General features: G+C 66.6%; 15 protein-coding genes. 12 read left to right on the plus strand and 3 right to left on the minus strand.

Features of this window, described 5'->3' with window-relative positions; genetic code table 11:
- Positions 1-10: 10 nt before the first annotated feature.
- From ugpE to ugpB, 3 genes are all read right to left on the minus strand, one after another.
- On the minus strand, positions 11-859 hold the full coding sequence (gene ugpE / locus ABEA07_RS11335) for a sn-glycerol-3-phosphate ABC transporter permease UgpE (protein WP_345537893.1): 849 nt from the start codon (positions 857-859) through the stop codon (positions 11-13).
- A 36-nt stretch (positions 860-895) separates the two neighbouring features.
- The gene (ugpA, locus tag ABEA07_RS11340; RefSeq protein WP_345537894.1) at positions 896-1,777 is read right to left on the minus strand and encodes a sn-glycerol-3-phosphate ABC transporter permease UgpA; all 882 of its coding nucleotides are present in this window, start codon (positions 1,775-1,777) and stop codon (positions 896-898) included.
- A 155-nt stretch (positions 1,778-1,932) separates the two neighbouring features.
- Positions 1,933-3,243, minus strand: a complete 1,311-nt coding sequence (gene ugpB, locus ABEA07_RS11345) for a sn-glycerol-3-phosphate ABC transporter substrate-binding protein UgpB (protein WP_345537895.1) — start codon at positions 3,241-3,243, stop codon at positions 1,933-1,935.
- 223 nt (positions 3,244-3,466) lie between these two features.
- On the opposite strand from ugpB, the gene serA reads away from it, so the two are divergent.
- From serA to aspS, 12 genes are all read left to right on the plus strand, one after another.
- Positions 3,467-4,696: a phosphoglycerate dehydrogenase gene (gene serA / locus ABEA07_RS11350; RefSeq protein ID WP_345537896.1), complete on the plus strand. Its 1,230-nt coding sequence runs from the start codon at positions 3,467-3,469 to the stop codon at positions 4,694-4,696.
- Between the two features lie 100 nt (positions 4,697-4,796).
- Complete coding sequence (locus tag ABEA07_RS11355) at positions 4,797-8,675, plus strand: DUF3683 domain-containing protein (protein ID WP_345537897.1); 3,879 nt, start codon at positions 4,797-4,799, stop codon at positions 8,673-8,675.
- Positions 8,672-9,163 carry an HIT family protein gene (locus ABEA07_RS11360; RefSeq protein WP_345537899.1) on the plus strand — a complete coding sequence of 164 codons (492 nt, stop codon included), beginning with the start codon at positions 8,672-8,674 and terminating at the stop codon, positions 9,161-9,163. Before ABEA07_RS11355 ends, ABEA07_RS11360 begins: the two co-directional genes overlap by 4 nt.
- A complete protein-coding gene (locus tag ABEA07_RS11365) occupies positions 9,163-9,576 on the plus strand; it encodes a gamma-butyrobetaine hydroxylase family protein (RefSeq protein WP_345537900.1) in 414 nt (137 codons plus the stop codon). Before ABEA07_RS11360 ends, ABEA07_RS11365 begins: the two co-directional genes overlap by 1 nt.
- 154 nt (positions 9,577-9,730) lie before the next feature.
- Positions 9,731-10,462 (plus strand): bifunctional demethylmenaquinone methyltransferase/2-methoxy-6-polyprenyl-1,4-benzoquinol methylase UbiE, encoded by a 732-nt coding sequence (gene ubiE, locus ABEA07_RS11370; protein ID WP_345537901.1) that lies wholly within the window; start codon positions 9,731-9,733, stop codon positions 10,460-10,462.
- Positions 10,463-10,503: 41 nt separating this feature from the next.
- On the plus strand, positions 10,504-11,556 hold the full coding sequence (locus ABEA07_RS11375) for a Tim44 domain-containing protein (protein WP_345537902.1): 1,053 nt from the start codon (positions 10,504-10,506) through the stop codon (positions 11,554-11,556).
- Positions 11,557-11,603: 47 nt separating this feature from the next.
- Positions 11,604-12,158, plus strand: a complete 555-nt coding sequence (locus ABEA07_RS11380) for a ubiquinone biosynthesis accessory factor UbiJ (RefSeq protein ID WP_345537903.1) — start codon at positions 11,604-11,606, stop codon at positions 12,156-12,158.
- Positions 12,155-13,720: a ubiquinone biosynthesis regulatory protein kinase UbiB gene (gene ubiB, locus ABEA07_RS11385; protein ID WP_345537905.1), complete on the plus strand. Its 1,566-nt coding sequence runs from the start codon at positions 12,155-12,157 to the stop codon at positions 13,718-13,720. The genes ABEA07_RS11380 and ubiB overlap by 4 nt, the downstream gene beginning before the upstream one ends.
- A 19-nt stretch (positions 13,721-13,739) precedes the next feature.
- Positions 13,740-15,188, plus strand: coding sequence for a high affinity choline transporter 1 (locus ABEA07_RS11390; RefSeq protein WP_345537906.1), 1,449 nt, complete (start codon positions 13,740-13,742; stop codon positions 15,186-15,188).
- 130 nt (positions 15,189-15,318) lie between these two features.
- Complete coding sequence (locus ABEA07_RS11395; protein ID WP_345537908.1) at positions 15,319-15,651, plus strand: FmdB family zinc ribbon protein; 333 nt, start codon at positions 15,319-15,321, stop codon at positions 15,649-15,651.
- A gap of 12 nt (positions 15,652-15,663) precedes the next feature.
- Complete coding sequence (locus ABEA07_RS11400) at positions 15,664-16,284, plus strand: DUF502 domain-containing protein (protein WP_345537909.1); 621 nt, start codon at positions 15,664-15,666, stop codon at positions 16,282-16,284.
- Positions 16,285-16,316: 32 nt separating this feature from the next.
- Positions 16,317-18,128, plus strand: a complete 1,812-nt coding sequence (gene aspS, locus ABEA07_RS11405) for an aspartate--tRNA ligase (protein WP_345537910.1) — start codon at positions 16,317-16,319, stop codon at positions 18,126-18,128.
- The last annotated feature ends 10 nt before the right edge of the window (positions 18,129-18,138 follow it).

The raw sequence follows: 18,138 nt of genomic DNA on the forward strand, positions 1-18,138 counted from the left end.
TTGGGTTGCTCTACTTCTCGGTGTCCACCAGACCCTTGACGAACCAGCGTTGCATCAGCACCACCACGATGGCCGGCGGCACCAGTGCCAGGATGGCCGTGGCCATGACCAGGTTCCAGTCGACCGCGGCGTCGCCCGAGGCGATCATGCGCTTGATGCCGATCACCACCGGGTACATGTCCTCGCTGGTCGTGGCCAGCAAGGGCCACAGGTACTGGTTCCAGCCGTAGATGAACTGGATGACGAACAGGGCCGCGATCGAGGTCTGAGACAAGGGCACCAGAATGTCCTTGAAGAAGCGCATCGGCCCTGCGCCGTCGATGCGCGCCGCCTCCACCAGTTCGTCCGGCACGCTCAGGAAGAACTGCCGGAACAGGAAGGTGGCGGTGGCCGAGGCGATCAGCGGCACCGTCAGGCCCGCGTAGGTGTTGAGCATGTTGAGGTCGGCCAGCACCTTGTAGGTGGGCAGGATGCGCACCTCCACCGGCAGCATCAGCGTCACGAAGATCATCCAGAACACGATCTTCTTGAACGGGAAGCGGAAGTAGACGATGGCGAAGGCCGACAGCAGCGAGATCGCGATCTTGCCGATGCTGATGACCAGCGCCGTGACCAGGCTGATCCACATCATGCGGCCGACGACCACCCGCGCGCCCTGCGTGTCGGCGCCCATCAGCGCCGAGGTGTAGTTCTCGATCATGTGCGAGCCCGGCACGATGGGCATGGGCACGCGCAGGATCTCTTCGCGGGTGTGCGTGGAGGCGACGAAGGCCAGGTAGATGGGGAAGGCCACGATGGCGATGCCCAGCAGCAGCACCACGTGCGACAGGATGTCGAGGCCCGGGCGGCGTTCAACCATGGCGCGGCCTCCGGATCGGGGAAAGGGAACGGATCATCAGTACTGGACCTTCTTTTCGACGTAGCGGAACTGGATCACCGTGAGCGCCACGACGATCGCCATCAGCACCACCGACTGCGCGGCCGAGCCGCCCAGGTCCAGCGCCTTGAAGCCGTCGTGCCAGACCTTGTAGACCAGGATCGCCGTGTCGCGCCCCGGGCCGCCTTCGGTCGTCGCGTGCACGATGGCGAAGGTGTCGAAGAAGGCGTAGACCACGTTGATCACCAGCAGGAAGAACGTGGTGGGTGACAGCAGCGGGAACTGGATGGTGAAGAAGCGCCGCAGCGGCCCGGCGCCGTCGATGGCTGCGGCCTCGATCAGCGCCTTCGGGATGGACTGCAGGCCGGCCAGGAAGAACAGGAAGTTGTAGGAGATCTGCTTCCAGACGGCCGCCACCACGATCAGCGTGAGGGCATGGTTGGAGTTGAGCAGGTGGTTCCAGTCGAAGCCCAGGTGGCGCAGGAAGTACGACACCACGCCGATGCTGGGCGAGAACATGAACACCCACAGCACGCCCGCGATGGCCGGGGCCACGGCGTAGGGGATGATGAGGAAGGTCTTGTAGACCAGCGCGCCGCGCATCATGCGGTCCGCGAAGATCGCCAGCATCAGCGACAGCGCGATGCCGATGCCGGCTACCAGCACCGAGAAGATGGCGGTGACCTTGAAGGACTCGACATAGGCCGGGTCGCCGAAAAGTGTCTTGAAGTTCTCCAGCCCCACGAAGGTGACGGAGGTGCCGAAGGCATCCTCCGCCTGCAGGGACTGGAGGATTGCCTGGCTGGCGGGCCAGAAAAAGAACACCAGGATCACCGCCATCTGCGGTGCGATCAGCAGCCAGGGCAGCCAGCCCGACCGGAAAAGAACGCGTTTCTCCATACCCTCCAACGCCTCGATGAAAAACGCCCGCTCCCGTCATCGAATCGGGGCGGGCGTGCGAGTCTACTGCGGCCGTCGCTTCACCGGCAGCTGCCCTCCCAGCTCGGGTGGAGGGCAGGGTGGTGTGCCACCTCGCCGCCAAGCGGGCAGGCGCGTCAGCTCTTGTTCGCCTTCTGGAAGCGCTCGAGCTGTTCGTCGCCACGCTTCACCGCAGCGTCCAAGGCTTCCTTGGGCGTCTTCTTGCCGTTCCAGATCTGCTCGGTTTCCTCGTCGATGATGGTGCGGATCTGCACGAAGTTGCCCAGGCGGATGCCGCGCGACTTGTCGGTGGTCTTGCGGATCATCTGGGTCACTGCTACGTCGGTGCCGGGGTTGTCCTTGTAGAAGCCCGATGCCTCGGTCAGCTTGAACGCTGCGGTCGTGATCGGCAGGTAGCCCGTGCGCTTGTGGCTGTCGGACTGCACTTTGGTGTCCGACAGGAAGGTGAAGAAGCTGGCCACGCCCTTGTAATGGTCGGCTGGCTTGCCCGACATCACCCAGAGGCTGGCGCCGCCGATGACGGTGTTCTGCGGCGCGCCCTTCACGTCGGGGTAGACGGGCAGGGTGGAGATTCCGTACTTGAACTTGGCGTCCTTGGCCACGCGTGCGTACAGCCCCGAGGAGCCGGTCATCATCGCGCACTCGCCCGATGGGAAGGCGGCGTCGGGCGTGTTGTTGCGGCCCTTGTAGACGAAGGTGCCGTCCTTGGCCATCTTGGCCAGGTTCTCGAAATGCTTGACGTGCAGCGGCGAGTTGAACGCCAGACGCGCCGCGGTGCCGCCGAAGCCGTTGTTCTGTGTCGCGTACAGCGTGTTGTGCCAGGCCGAGAAGCTCTCGAGCTGGGTCCAGCTCATCCAGCTGGTGGTGAAGGGGCACTTGTGGCCGCTCGCCTTGAGCTTGTCGGCGGCGGCGATCACCTCGGGCCAGGTGGTCGGCGCCTTCTCGGGGTCGAGCCCGGCGGCCTTGAAGGCATCCTTGTTGTAATAGAAGATGGTGGTCGAGCTGTTGAAGGGGAAGCTCAGCATCTGGCCGTTGGGCGCCGTGTAGTAGCCGGCCACGGCGGGCACGTACACGCTCGGGTCGAACTTGGCGCCGCCCGCGCTCATCACTTCGCCCACCGGCTTGATGGCGGTCTTGGAGGCCATCATGGTGGCGGTGCCCACTTCGAACACCTGCAGGATGTCCGGCGCATTGCCGGCACGGAAGGCGGCGATGGCAGCGGTCATCGACTCGTCGTACTGGCCTTTGTAGGTGGGCACGACCTTGTAGTCCTTCTGGCTGGCGTTGTATTGCTTGGCGAGGTCGTTGACCCATTCGCCGAGCGGGCCGCTCATCGAATGCCACCACTGAATTTCGGTCTGGGCCATGGCCGGGACCGAGACCGTTGCCGCCAATGCCGATGCAACGGCAAACGTCTTGAATCGCATGAAAACTCCTCGGGAGGGAAACACAAAAGCGCGGATGCTAGGCCGCGTGTATGACACGGCTGCGTCACATTTTGTCGCACGCATGGGAGACCTCTCCAGCCGGGGAAACCCTTTTCGCGCCTCGGACGCCCGCGGCGCGGCAGCTTCTTGCTGCGTTGCACCATGCTAGCATCGCCCTCCCTTTTGCAGGTGTGCCCGGGCGCCACGATATCCCACGAAGCGTATGAGCAAGACCTCCCTCGACAAGAGCAAGATCAAGTTCCTTCTGCTCGAAGGCATTCACCCATCAGCGGTCGAGGTGCTGCGCGCAGCGGGCTACGACAATGTGGAAACGCTGTCCGGCGCCCTGCCGGAGGAGGAACTCAGGCGGCGCATCGCCGACGTGCATTTCCTCGGCATCCGCTCGCGCACTCAGCTGACGGCCGAGGTCTTCGCGGCCGCGCAGAAGCTGGTGGCGGTCGGCGCCTTCTGCATCGGCACCAACCAGATCGACCTGGAGGCCGCGCGCGAGCACGGCGTGGCTGTCTTCAACGCCCCTTACTCCAACACCCGCTCGGTCGCCGAACTGGTGCTGGCCGAAGCCATTCTGCTGCTTCGCGGCATTCCCGAGAAAAGCGCCGTGGCCCACCGCGGCGGATGGCTCAAGTCGGCCGAGAACGCCTTCGAGATCCGCGGCAAGACGCTGGGCATCGTCGGCTACGGGTCGATCGGCGCGCAGCTGTCGGTGCTGGCCGAGGCGCTGGGCATGCAGGTGGTGTTCTACGACGTCGTCACCAAGCTGCCGCTGGGCAACGCGCACCAGGTGCGCACGCTGAACGAGCTGCTGCTGCAGAGCGACATCGTGAGCCTGCACGTGCCCGAGACCCCGGCGACGCAGTGGATGATCGGCGCCAAGGAAATCGCGGCCATGCGTCCCGGCGCAATCCTGATCAATGCGTCGCGCGGCACGGTGGTCGACATCGAGGCCCTGGCGCAGGCGCTCAGGCAGAAGAAACTGCTCGGCGCCGCGATCGACGTGTTCCCGGTCGAGCCGCGCAGCAACAAGGACGAGTTCCAGTCGCCGCTGCGGGGGCTGGACAACGTGATCCTCACGCCGCACATCGGCGGCTCCACCATGGAGGCGCAGGCCAACATCGGGCTGGAGGTGGCGGAGAAGCTGGTCAAGTACAGTGACAACGGCACCTCGACCTCGTCGGTCAACTTCCCGGAGGTGGCGCTGCCGGCGCACCCGGGCAAGCACCGCCTGCTGCACATCCACCGCAACGTGCCGGGGGTGCTTTCGGACATCAATCGCGTGTTCGCCGACAACCGCATCAACATCGCCTCCCAGTACCTGCAGACCAATGAAGCGGTCGGCTACGTGGTGACGGATGTCGATGCCGCCTACTCCGACCTGGCGCTGGAGAAGCTGGCCCAGGTGCCGGGGACGATCCGCAGCCGGGTGCTGTTCTAGTGCAGTGCGGGCCATGCCGCCAGCGGCATCCTGAGGCCTGACTTAAAATTCCTGCCCCTGGTTCAGGGGCGCGCAGCGCCCGACCGAAGCCCATCCCCCGATGAATGCACCGACCGCGTTGACGGCGTTGTTGTCGCAGGCCGCAGAGCCCGCGCGATTGCGTGAGATCCCCTACAACTACACCAGCTTCTCCGATCGAGAGATCGTGATCCGCCTGCTGGGCGAGCGCGGCTGGGAGCTGCTGCAGACCCTGCGCGCCGAGCGGCGCACCGGCCGCTCCGCCCGCATGCTCTACGAGGTGCTCGGCGACATCTGGGTGGTGCAGCGCAACCCCTACCTGGTCGACGACCTGCTCGACAACCCGCGCCGCCGCGGGCAACTGGTGGAGGCGCTCAACCACCGCCTGTCCGAAGTGCAGAAGCGCCGCACCCCGGACGCGGCCGCGCAGCGCGACGCGCTCGTCGGCGAGCTCACCGACCTGGTGGCCCGGGCGGTGCAGGCCTTCGATGCCATGTTCCGCGACGTGACGGCGCTGCGCCGCAGGGCCACGCGCGTGCTGGGCCGGCTCACGGCGCGCGACAACATCAAGTTCGACGGGCTGTCCCGGGTGTCCCACGTGACGGACGCCACCGACTGGCGGGTCGAATACCCCTTCGTGGTGCTGACGCCCGACACCGAGGCCGAAATGGCTGCGCTGGTCAAGGGCTGCATCGAGCTCGGGCTCACCATCATCCCGCGCGGCGGTGGCACCGGCTACACCGGCGGCGCGATTCCGCTGACCTGGAACAGCGCGGTCATCAACACCGAGAAGCTCGAGGCGATGACCGAGGTCGAGATGGTCTCGCTGCCCGGCGTCGACCATCCCGTGCCCACCGTCTGGACCGAGGCCGGCGTCGTGACCCAGCGCGTGGCCGACGCGGCCGAGCGTGCGGGCTTCGTGTTCGCCGTCGATCCCACCTCGGCCGAAGCCTCCTGCGTCGGCGGCAACGTCGCCATGAACGCCGGCGGCAAGAAGGCGGTGCTGTGGGGCACGGCGCTGGACAACCTGGCCTCCTGGCGCATGGTGACGCCCGAGGCCGAGTGGCTGGAAGTCACCCGTATCGGCCACAACCTGGGCAAGATCCACGACGCCGAAAGCGCGGTGTTCGAACTCCAGTACTTCGCCGCCGACGGCCGCACCAGGCTGCGCAGCGAGCGCATGGAGATCCCCGGCAGGACCTTCCGCAAGGAGGGGCTCGGCAAGGACGTGACCGACAAGTTCCTCTCCGGCCTGCCGGGCATCCAGAAGGAGGGCTGCGACGGCCTGATCACCAGTTGCCGCTGGGTGGTGCACCGCATGCCGGCCCATACCCGCACGGTCTGCCTGGAGTTCTTCGGCAACGCCAAGGATGCGGTCCCCAGCATCGTCGAGATCAAGGACTTCATGTTCGCCGAGCAGAAGCGTTCCGGTGTCCTGCTGGCCGGCCTCGAGCATCTCGACGACCGCTACCTCAAGGCGGTCGGCTACGCCACCAAGTCCAAGACGCACGGCGGCCTGCCCAAGATGGTGCTGGTCGGCGACATCGCCGGCGACGACGCGGACGCAGTGGCGCGCGTGACCTCCGAGGTCGTGCGCATCGCCAATTCGCGCAGCGGCGAAGGCTTCATCGCCATCAGCCCCGAGGCGCGCAAGAAATTCTGGCTCGACCGCAAGCGCACGGCCGCCATCAGCCGCCACACCAACGCCTTCAAGATCAATGAAGACGTGGTGATCCCGCTGCCGCGCATGGCCGACTACACCGACGGCATCGAGCGCATCAACATCGAGCTGTCGCTGCAGAACAAGCTGCAGCTGGCCGACGAGCTGGAGGCCTTCTTCCTGCGCGGTCACCTGCCGCTGGGCAAGAGCGACGATGCCGGCGACATCTCCTCGGCCGAACTGCTGGAAGACCGCGTCGCTCAGGCGCTGGCGCTGGTGCGCGAGGTGCGCGCGCTGTGGCAGGATTGGCTGGACCGCGTCGACACCCTGTTCCCGCAACTGCAGGACCATTCCCTGCGCGCCAGCTGGAAGAGCCAGGTCCGCGCGCCGCTGACCGCCATCTTCCCGGGCGCCGAGTTCGCGCCCATCCTGGCGGAGTGCAACGCGATCCACAAGCGCGTGCTCAAGGGCCGGGTCTGGGTGGCGCTGCACATGCATGCCGGCGACGGCAACGTGCACACCAACATCCCCGTCAACAGCGACAACTACGAGATGCTGCAGACCGCCCATGCCGCGGTGGCCCGCATCATGGTGCTGGCGCGCAGCCTGGGCGGCGTGATCTCGGGCGAGCACGGCATCGGCATCACCAAGCTGGAATTCCTGTCCGATGACGAGCTGCAGCCTTTCGCCGACTACAAGCAGCGCGTCGATCCGCAGGGGCGTTTCAACAAGGGCAAGCTGCTGCGGCCCGCGACGCACGCCGGCCCCGGCCTCTATGCCGACCTGACCAACGCCTACACGCCCAGCTTCGGGCTGATGGGGCACGAGTCGCTGATCATGCAGCAGAGCGACATCGGCGCCATCGCCGACAGCGTGAAGGACTGCCTGCGCTGCGGCAAGTGCAAGCCGGTGTGCGCGACCCATGTGCCGCGCGCCAATCTGCTCTATTCGCCGCGCAACAAGATCCTCGCGACCTCGTTGCTGGTCGAGGCCTTCCTGTACGAGGAGCAGACCCGGCGTGGCGTCAGCGTCAAGCACTGGGAGGAGTTCGAAGACGTCGCGGACCACTGCACGGTCTGCCACAAGTGCGTGACACCCTGCCCGGTGAACATCGACTTCGGCGACGTTTCGATGAACATGCGCAACCTGCTGCGCAAGATGGGCCAGAAGTCTTTCCGGCCGGGCAATGCGGCGGCGATGCTGTTCCTCAATGCCACCAATCCGCAGACCATCAAGGCCATGCGCACCGGCATGGTGGACATCGGCTTCAAGGCCCAGCGCCTGGCCAACGACCTGCTGCGCGGCCTGGCGAAGAAGCAGACGGCCGCACCTCCCGCGACGCTGGGCCCCGCGCCGATCAAGGAGCAGGTGATCCACTTCGTCAACAAGAAGATGCCCGGCGGCCTGCCCAACAAGACGGCCCGTGCGCTGCTGGACATCGAGGATGCCGACTACGTGCCGATCATCCGCGACCCCAGGGCCACCACGTCCGAGACCGAGGCTGTCTTCTATTTCCCGGGCTGCGGCTCGGAGCGCCTGTTCTCGCAGGTGGGCCTGGCCACGCAGGCGATGCTCTGGCACGCGGGCGTGCAGACGGTGCTGCCGCCGGGCTACCTGTGCTGCGGTTATCCGCAGCGCGGCAGCGGCCAGTTCGACCGCGCCGAGAAGATGATCACCGACAACCGCGTGCTCTTCCATCGCGTCGCCAACACGCTCAACTACCTGGACATCAAGACCGTGGTGGTGAGCTGCGGCACCTGCTACGACCAGCTGCAGGGCTACCAGTTCGAGAAGATCTTTCCCGGATGCCGGATCGTCGACATCCACGAATACCTGCTGGAGAAAGGCATCACCCTCGGCGAGGCGGGCGGAGGCGCCTATCTGTACCACGACCCCTGCCACAGCCCGATGAAGCTGCAGGAGCCGATGAAGACGGTGAAGGCGCTGGTGGGCGAGGGCGTGCTCAAGAACGACCGCTGCTGCGGCGAGTCCGGCACCCTGGGCGTGACCCGGCCCGACATCTCCACGCAGGTCCGCTTCCGCAAGGAGGAGGAACTGCGCAAGGGCGAAGCCGCGCTGCGCGCGAAGAGCGCCGTGGGCGCGAAGGGCAACGTCAAGATCCTCACCAGCTGCCCGAGCTGCCTGCAGGGCCTGAGCCGCTACGGCGGCGACCTGCAGAACGGCCTGCTGGAGGCCGACTACATCGTGGTCGAGATGGCCCGCAAGATCCTGGGCGAGGACTGGATGCCCGATTACGTGGCCGCCGCCAACCAGGGTGGCATCGAGCGAGTGCTGGTATGACGGCGGCGCATCGCGTGGCGGGGTGCCTCTTGTGCGACCAGCCCGGCGGCCGGCGGGTGTTCGACACGGCGAAGCTCCGCGTGATCCATGCGGACGAAGCGGGTTTCCCGGCCTTCTACCGTGTGGTGTGGAAAGACCATGTCGCCGAGTGGTCCGACCTTGCGCCGGAGGACCGGGCCGCGTGCATGGAGGCGGTGGTGGCGGTGGAGCGCAGCCTGCGCGACGGGCTGGCCCCGACCAAGATCAACATCGCGGCGCTCGGCAACGCGGTGCCGCATCTGCATTGGCACGTGATCGCGCGTTTCGATCGGGATTCGCGCTTTCCCGGCTCGGTGTGGGCAGAGGTCCAGCGCCAGCGCGATCCGGCGCGAGAGGCGGCGGTCGAGAAGCTGTTGCCGGCCGTCGAGCAGCAGATGATCCGGCAATTGCAATTGGCGCAGTTGGTGCCATCGGCGCCATCGGCGCCACCGGCGACGAGGAGTTCGTAATGGCAGGTTTGCAGGCGGGCGCGCCCACGCCCCAGTCGATCACCGTGCACGGGCAGTCGCGCGTGTTGGAGGTGAGCTTTTCCGATGGCGCGAGCTACCGCATTCCTTTCGAGCTGATGCGCATCTACTCGCCCTCGGCCGAGGTCCAGGGCCACGGGCCGGGCCAGGAAGTGCTGCAGACCGGCAAGCGCAACGTCGACCTGGTGGACCTCCAGCCCGTGGGCAACTACGCGGTGCAGCCCAGCTTCTCCGACGGGCACGACAGCGGCATCTATTCGTGGGACCTGCTGTACGAGCTCGGTTCGAAGCAGCAGGCGCTCTGGGCCGAGTACGAGCGGCGCCTCGCCGCCGCCGGCGTCGATCGCGATGCGCCGATGGCCGACAAGGGCGGCCACGCCTGCGGCAGCCACTGAATCCGCCACCGCAGCGAAGCAACGAATGCCCGCCGTAGTTGCGGGGTCGTCGGCTTGAGACGAACGCTTCCGGCCTAACATCGGTCGGAAGCGCCGCGGGAATGTTCCCAAGGCTGGCATCGGAGCGCAGGCATCGCGCGGAGATCAAATTTCAGTGAGCAGCACCCATTTCGGTTTCGAGACGGTCGAGGAAGGCGACAAGGCACGGCGCGTGCGCGGCGTGTTCGATTCGGTCGCCAGCCGCTACGACCTCATGAACGACCTGATGTCGGGCGGCCTCCATCGTGCCTGGAAGGCCTATACCGTCATGGTCGCCAATCTCGACGAAGGCTCGAAGGTGCTCGACATCGCGGGCGGCACCGGCGACCTGGCCCTGGCCTTCGCGAAGAAGGTGGGCGAGAGCGGCGAAGTGGTCCACACCGACATCAACGAGGCCATGCTGCGCACTGGCCGCGACCGCCTGCTCGACGCCGGGGTCGCCCTGCCCACGCTGGTCTGCGACGCGGAGCAACTGCCTTTTCCCGACAACCACTTCGACGTGGTGAGCGTCGCCTTCGGCCTTCGCAACATGACGCACAAGGACCGGGCGCTCGAGGAGATGAACCGCGTGCTCAAGCCGCGCGGCAAGCTGCTGGTGCTGGAGTTCTCCCGGGTTGCCAAGCCGCTGTCGAAGATCTACGACTGGTACTCCTTCAACGTGCTGCCGCGCCTGGGCAAGGTGGTGGCCGGCGACGACGCGAGCTATCGCTACCTGGCCGAATCGATCCGCATGCATCCCTCCCAGGAGGAGCTCAAGACCCTCATGAAAGAGGGCGGTTTCGGCCACGTGGACTATCACAACTTGACCGGGGGTGTCGTCGCCCTGCATGTTGGAATCAAGTGCTGACGATGAACACGAAATCAGGTTTTTTTGCCGCAGGAGACGTCATGAAGAGTTTGTGGTCCGTTTTGCTGGTGTGCGCCTTGGCCGTCGCGAGCATGGATGCCGACGCGCGCCGCTTGGGTGGCGGCAAGTCGATCGGCAAGCAGTCGAGCAACGTCACCCAGCGTGAAGCCGCCTCAACGCCGCCGGCGACGCCCGGCGCGCCGGCCCAGAGCAACGTGAACAATGCCGCGGCCAAGCCCGCGACACCGGCCCCGGCCGCGCAGGCGGCGCCCAAGCGTCCGTGGGGCGCCATGCTCGGCGGCCTGGCGGCGGGCCTGGGGCTGGCCTGGCTGGCCCATTCGCTCGGCCTGGGCGAGGCTTTCGGCAACGTGTTGCTGATCCTCCTGCTGGTGATGGCTGCGGTGGTCGTGTGGCGGCTCATCGCCGCGCGCTCTCGGGGCAACAACGGCATGGCGCAGCGCAATGGCGGCCTGGCTTTCCAGGGCGCCGGCAGCAGCCCGGCGCAGGCGACATCGCCTGCGCAGTACAGCCCGAAGAATGTCGGCAACGATGCCTCGGCCCGTCCGTGGGAGCACAACACGGCCGCGTTCGATGCCACCCCGGCACAGGCGGAGCATGCGACCGGCGGCTCGTCGATGGCTGGCGCCGCGGGCGCGGCGGGTGGCGGCTTGATCGGCTCCGCACTGGCCGGCTCGCAATCCTGGGGCATCCCGCCCGGCTTCGATGCCGACGGCTTCCTGGCGGCCGCCAAGCGCAACTTCGTGACTTTGCAGGACGCCTGGGACCGCGCCGACATCGGTACCCTGCGTTCGATGATGACCGACGGCATGGTCGGCGAGATCCAGCAGCAGTTGGCCGAGCGCGAAGGCCACACCGGCGGGCAGCCCAACAAGACCGAGGTCGTGATGCTGGACGCCAAGCTGCTGGGCATCGAGGAAATGCCGGACGCCTACATGGCCAGCGTGGAGTTTTCGGGGATGATCCGCGAGGACATGTCCTCCGGCCCCAGCCCCTTCCGCGAAGTCTGGAACATGACCCGGCCCGTGAGCGGCGGCAGCGGCTGGCTCGTGGCGGGCGTGCAGGCCCTCCAGTAAGTCTCGCAATGCTTCGATCCGGTCCAAAGGACCGGGATAATGGGGACATGGTCACGCCATCGTCCCCTTTTTCTTTTCTCGATGACTTCGTCAACCGTGTCGGCGCCCGGCTGCAGCCGCCCGACTGGGTGATCCACGAGGTTCAGCACCGCGCCGTCCTCTTCCTCAATCATGTGCTGCAGCAGGAGCCCGAGGCGCAGCAGCGCCTGGCGCGCCAGCAGGGCAGGGTGGTGCAATTCGAATGGCGCTTCGTGACCATGAAGGTGGTCGCCACGCCCGCCGGCCTGCTCGACCTGGCGCCGGAGGGTGCGGTGCCCGAACTGCTGCTGGCCGTGACCGAGACCTCGCCTCTCGGCCTGGCGCGAGCCGCCTTCCGCGGCGACAAGCCGGCCGTGCGCATCGAGGGCGACGTGCAGTTGGCGGCCGAGGTCAACTGGCTGGTCGACCACGTGCGCTGGGATGTGGAGGACGACCTGGCGCGCCTGATCGGCGACGTGCCGGCCCATTCCATCGCCACCGGCGCCGGGCGCGTGGTGGAGGCGCTGCGGAAGTTCGTGGGTGAGCGGGGCGGCAGGCCTGCCGGCTCCGCGAGCGCCGAATGAGGCGCCTCTACCGCGGCGTCTTCATCGTCCTGATCGCGTTGCGGTACGGGCTCGACGAGCTCGTGCTCACCAGCTTCCAGAAGCCCTGGCTGCGGGCGCTGGCCCGCATCGTCTCCTTCGGCCGGAAACTGGAAGCCCCGCGCGGCCAGCGCCTGCGCGAAGCGCTGGAAAGGCTGGGCCCGATCTTCGTGAAGTTCGGCCAGGTGCTGTCGACGCGGCGCGACCTGCTGCCCGCCGACATCGCCGATGAACTGGCCTGGCTGCAGGACCGCGTGCCGCCTTTCGACTCCAGGGTGGCCATCGCGACCATCGAGCGCGCCTTTCGACGGCCGGTGGGCGAAGTCTTCGTCGAGTTCGACGAGACGCCCGTGGCCAGCGCCTCGATCGCCCAGGTGCACTTCGCGACCATCCGCCACGACGGCGGCACGCTGCGCGAAGTCGCGGTCAAGGTGCTGCGCCCCGGCATGCGCGGCGTGATCGAGAAGGACCTCGAGCTCATGGCCATGATGGCGCGATGGGTCGAGGGGTTGTCGACCGATGCCAAGCGCCTCAAGCCGCGCGAGGTGGTGGCAGAGTTCGACAAGTACCTGCACGACGAGCTCGACCTGGTGCGCGAGGCGGCCAACGCCGCCCAGTTGCGGCGCAACATGAGCCAGCTCGAGCTCGTTCTGATCCCCGAAATGTTCTGGGACCTGTGCCACCCCGAAGTGATCGTGATGGAGCGCATGAAGGGCGTGCCGATCGCCCAGTTGGACCGCCTGCGCGCCGCCGGGGTGGACATCCCCAAGCTGGCGCGCGACGGCGTGACCATCTTCTTCACCCAGGTATTCCGCGACGGCTTCTTCCATGCCGACATGCACCCGGGCAACATCCAGATCAGCCTGGAGCCGGCCACTTTCGGGCGCTACATCTCGCTGGACTTCGGCATCATCGGCACGCTCACCGAGTCGGACAAGGAGTACCTGGCGCAGAACTTCGCCGCCTTCTTCCGGCGCGACTACAAGCGGGTCGCCGAGCTGCACCTCGAAAGCGGCTGGGTGCCCGGCGGCACCCGCGTCGACGAACTCGAAGCGGCCATCCGCACCGTCTGCGAGCCCTACTTCGACCGCCCGCTCAAGGAAATCTCGCTCGGCATGGTGCTGATGCGCCTGTTCCAGACCTCTCGCCGCTTCCACGTCGAGATTCAGCCGCAACTGGTGCTGCTGCAGAAGACCCTGCTCAACATCGAGGGCCTGGGCCGCCAGCTCGACCCGGAGCTGGACCTCTGGCACACCGCCAAGCCCTTCCTCGAGAAATGGATGAGCGACCAGATCGGCCCGCGCAAGCTGCTCGAGCAACTCCGGGCCGAGGCGCCGCGCTATGCCAAGCTGCTGCCGCAGCTGCCCCGGCTGCTGCACGATTTCCTGGAGAATCGACCCGCCGACCACCGCCGCGAACTGATGGAGCTGCTGGCGGCTCAAAAGCGCACCAACCGGCTGCTGCAGGCCATCATCTACGGTGGCATGGGTTTTGTATTGGGCTTGATCGCGATGCAGGTGCTGGTGCGCGTGCGTCTGTTCTGAAGACGAAGGAGATTTCGCCGTGCTGTTGACCCTGGTCATCGTCTACCTGTTGATCACCATTGCCATCGGTCTCTATGCGGCCAGGCGCGTCAGGAACACCACCGATTTCGCGATCGCCGGGCGGCACCTCCCGCTCTACATGATCGTGACCACCACCTTCGCCACCTGGTTCGGCTCCGAGACCGTGCTGGGCATCCCGGCCAAGTTCATCGACGGCGGCCTCCATGGCGTGGTCGAGGACCCCTTCGGCGCCGGCATGTGCCTGATCCTGGTCGGTCTGTTCTTCGCCGGCAAGCTGTACCGGATGACGCTGCTGACCATCAGCGACTACTACCGCGAGCGCTACGGCCGCACCGTCGAAGTGGCCTGTTCGCTGATCATCATGCTGAGTTACCTGGGCTGGGTGTCGGCGCAGGTCACGGCCCTGGGGCTGGTGTTCAACCTGCTGTCGGGCGGCATGATCAGCATCCCGGTCGGGATGGCGATCGGCGTGGTCTCGATCCTGGCCTACACCCTGTTCGGTGGCATGTGGTCGGTGGCGGTGACCGACTTCATCCAGATGATCATCCTGGTGCTGGGCCTGGCCGCCATCGCGATGTTCGCCGGCAACATGGCTGGCGGCGCCGACAAGGTGCTCGCCCTGGCGGCCAGCAAGGATCTGTTCCGCTTCTGGCCCGAGCCGAGCTGGAAGGAGATCATCTTCTTCTTCGCCGCGGCCATCACCATGATGCTGGGCTCCATTCCCCAGCAGGACGTGTTCCAGCGCGTGATGTCGGCCAACAGCGTGAAGGCCTCCACCCGCGGGCCGGTGATCGGCGGCATCTGCTACATCCTGTTCGCCTTCGTGCCCATGTTCCTGGTGGCCAGCGCGCTGATCATCATGCCGGAGCAGACCGAGGCCCTGCTCAAGGACGATCCCCAGAAGGTCATGCCCACCCTGGTGCTCGAGAAGATGCCCTTCGTGATGCAGGTGTTCTTCTTCGGCGCTCTGCTGTCGGCCATCAAGTCCACCGCGTCGGCCACGTTGCTCGCCCCCAGCGTGACCTTCACCGAGAACATCTGGCGCCAGTTTCGCCCGGCCGGCAGCGACCGCGAGAACCTGCTGACGATGCGCATCACGGTGCTGCTGTTCAGCGTCGCCGTGCTGGCCTACGCGATCCGCATGCAGGGCACCTCGATCTACGAACTGGTCTCGGGTGCGTACCAGGTGCCGCTGGTGGGCGCCTTCGTGCCGCTGGTCTGCGGGCTTTACTGGCAACGCGCCAGCACCCAGGGCGCGGTGGCCTCGGTGGTGCTAGGCATCGGCGTGTGGCTGCTGTTCATGGCCATGCCCTGGGGCGAGGCGTTCCCGGCCCAGCTCGCCGGCGTGCTGGCCTCCTTCGTCGGCATGATCGCCGGCTCGCTGGCGCCGCAGTGGGTGCAGAACCGTCGGACGCCGCACCGCCCGCTGGCGGTGGACCTCGCCTGAGAAGGCGTGAACTACGCCTCCTGAGTGGCCGGGAGGGGAGGGCAGGTCCCCGGGGGGGCAGCCCTATAATCGAGAGCTTTGCGAGCGGCCGCCAGCCCCGTCGGCCGCGTGGCTTTTCCTCCCCCTTCACATGCCAATCTACGCCTATAAGTGCAGCGCCTGCGGCTTTGCCAAGGATGTGCTGCAGAAACTGTCCGATGCGCCGCTGACCGATTGCCCGGAGTGCGGCGCGAGTGCGTTCAGCAAGCAGGTCACCGCGGCCGGCTTCCAGCTCAAAGGGTCCGGCTGGTACGTGACCGACTTCCGGGACGGCGGCGGCAAGAAGGACGCGGACAAGGCGGCCGGCAGCACGAGCACCTCGGGCGAGGGCGGCAGCGCCGACACGTCCGCCGCGCCGGCGCCTGCCGCATCCCCCGCGCCGGCCCCTGCGCCGGCGCCGGCGCCCGCCGCCAAGGGCGACTGAGCCCGATCCCCCATGCACGCGCTGCGCAAATGGTTGCTGTCCGGCCTCCTGGTCATCGTGCCGCTGGTCATCACGCTCGGCGTGCTGAACTGGATCATCGGCACGCTGGACCAGACGCTGTGGCTGCTGCCCGAGGACTGGCAGCAGTGGCTCTCGCAGCACCGCGTGCGCGGCCTGGGCGTGTTGCTGACGCTGGCCATCCTGCTGGTGGTCGGCGCCGTCGCCAGCAACTTCATCGGCAAGCGCCTGCTGGGCTGGGGCGATGCCGTGGTGCGCCGCATTCCCGTGGTGCGCTCGATCTACTCGAGCGTCAAGCAGGTCTCTGACACGCTGTTCTCCGAGAACGGCAACGCCTTTCGCACCGCGGTGCTGGTCCAGTGGCCGCGTGATGGCGTCTGGACCATCGCCTTCGTCACCGGTGCCCCCGGCGGCGAGGTGCTGTCGCAGTTGGGCGGTGGCGACTACCTCAGCGTCTACGTGCCCACGACGCCCAACCCCACGGGCGGCTACTTCGTGATGCTCAGGCGCAGCGATTGCATCGAACTCAGGATGAGCGTGGACGACGCGCTCAAGTACATCGTGTCGATGGGCGTGGTCGTTCCCGGCGGCCCCGCAGCCATCGCAACCAGATAAACACGCGCCCTCGAAGGCGCTGGAAAAATATTATGGCCATGCGTTCTCACTATTGCGGTCTCGTGACCGAAGCCCTGCTGGGGCAAACCGTCACCCTTTGCGGGTGGGTCAACCGCCGGCGCGACCACGGCGGCGTGATCTTCATCGACCTGCGCGACCGCGAGGGTTATGTACAGGTGGTGTGCGACCCTGACCGCGCGGACACCTTCGCCACCGCCGAAGGCCTGCGCAACGAATACTGCGTGCAAGTCACGGGCCTGGTGCGCGCGCGCCCCGAGGGCACCGTCAACGAGAACCTCAAGAGCGGCAAGATCGAGGTGCTCAGCCACGTGCTGAAGGTGATCAACCCCTCCGTGACCCCGCCCTTCCAGCTGGACGACGACAACCTGTCCGAGACCACCCGCCTGACGCACCGCGTGCTGGACCTGCGCCGCCCTGCCATGCAGCGCAACATGATGCTGCGCTACAAGGTCACGATGGAGGCGCGCAAGTTCCTCGACGACAACGGCTTCATCGACATCGAGACGCCGATGCTGGGCAAGTCCACGCCCGAGGGCGCGCGCGACTACCTGGTTCCCAGCCGCGTGCACGACGGCAGCTTCTTCGCGCTGCCGCAGTCGCCGCAGCTCTTCAAGCAGCTGCTGATGGTGGCCGGCTACGACCGCTACTACCAGATCGTCAAGTGCTTCCGCGACGAGGACCTGCGCGCCGACCGCCAGCCCGAGTTCACGCAGATCGACATCGAAACCTCCTTCATGGCCGAGGAGGAGATCCGAGAGATGTTCGAGGGCATGATCCGCAAGGTCTTTCGCGCCGCCGCGCAGGTGGAACTGCCGCCGTTCCCGGTGATGAGCTACGCCGATGCGATGCACAAGTACGGCTCCGACAAGCCCGACCTGCGCGTGAAGCTCGAGTTCACCGAACTCACGGACGTGATGCGAAACGTCGAGTTCAAGGTCTTCGCGCAGGCCGCGAGCATGAAGGGTGGGCGCGTGGCTGCGCTGCGCGTGCCCGGCGGCGGCGCCGAGGGCGGGCTCTCGCGCGGCGACATCGATGCCTATACCGAGTTCGTCAAGATCTACGGTGCCAAGGGTCTGGCTTACATCAAGGTGAACGATGCGGCCCAGGGCCGCGAGGGCCTGCAGAGCCCGATCGTCAAGAACCTCAGCGATGGCGCGCTGGCCGAGATCCTGGCCCGCACCGGGGCGCGCGACGGCGACATCCTGTTCTTCGGCGCCGACAAGGAAAAGATCGTCAACGACGCCATCGGCGCGCTGCGAGTGAAGATCGGCCACAGCGCCTTCGGCCGCAAGAACGGCCTGTTCGAGGACCGCTGGGCGCCACTGTGGGTGGTGGACTTCCCGATGTTCGAGTTCGACGAGGAAGGCCAGCGCTGGTCCGCTGTGCACCACCCGTTCACCTCGCCGAAGGACGGCCACGAGGACCTCATGGACACCGCGCCCGAGAAGTGCATCGCCAAGGCCTACGACATGGTGCTCAACGGCATCGAGATGGGCGGCGGCTCGGTGCGTATCCATCGCGAGGAAGTGCAGAGCAAGGTGTTCCGCGCGCTCAAGATCAGCCCGGAAGATGCGCAGAACAAGTTCGGCTTTCTTCTGGACGCGTTGCAGTACGGCGCGCCGCCGCACGGCGGCATCGCCATCGGCCTCGATCGTCTTGTCATGCTGATGACCGGCGCCGAATCGATCCGCGACGTGATCGCCTTCCCCAAGACCCAGCGCGCGCAGGACCTCCTGACGCAGGCGCCGAGCCCGGTCGACGAGAAGCAACTGCGCGAACTCCACATCCGGCTGCGCAACCCGCAGCCGCAGCAGGCCGCCTGATCTTCCCGGG

The organism is Variovorax defluvii (assembly GCF_039541515.1).
Classification (GTDB): domain Bacteria; phylum Pseudomonadota; class Gammaproteobacteria; order Burkholderiales; family Burkholderiaceae_C; genus Variovorax; species Variovorax defluvii.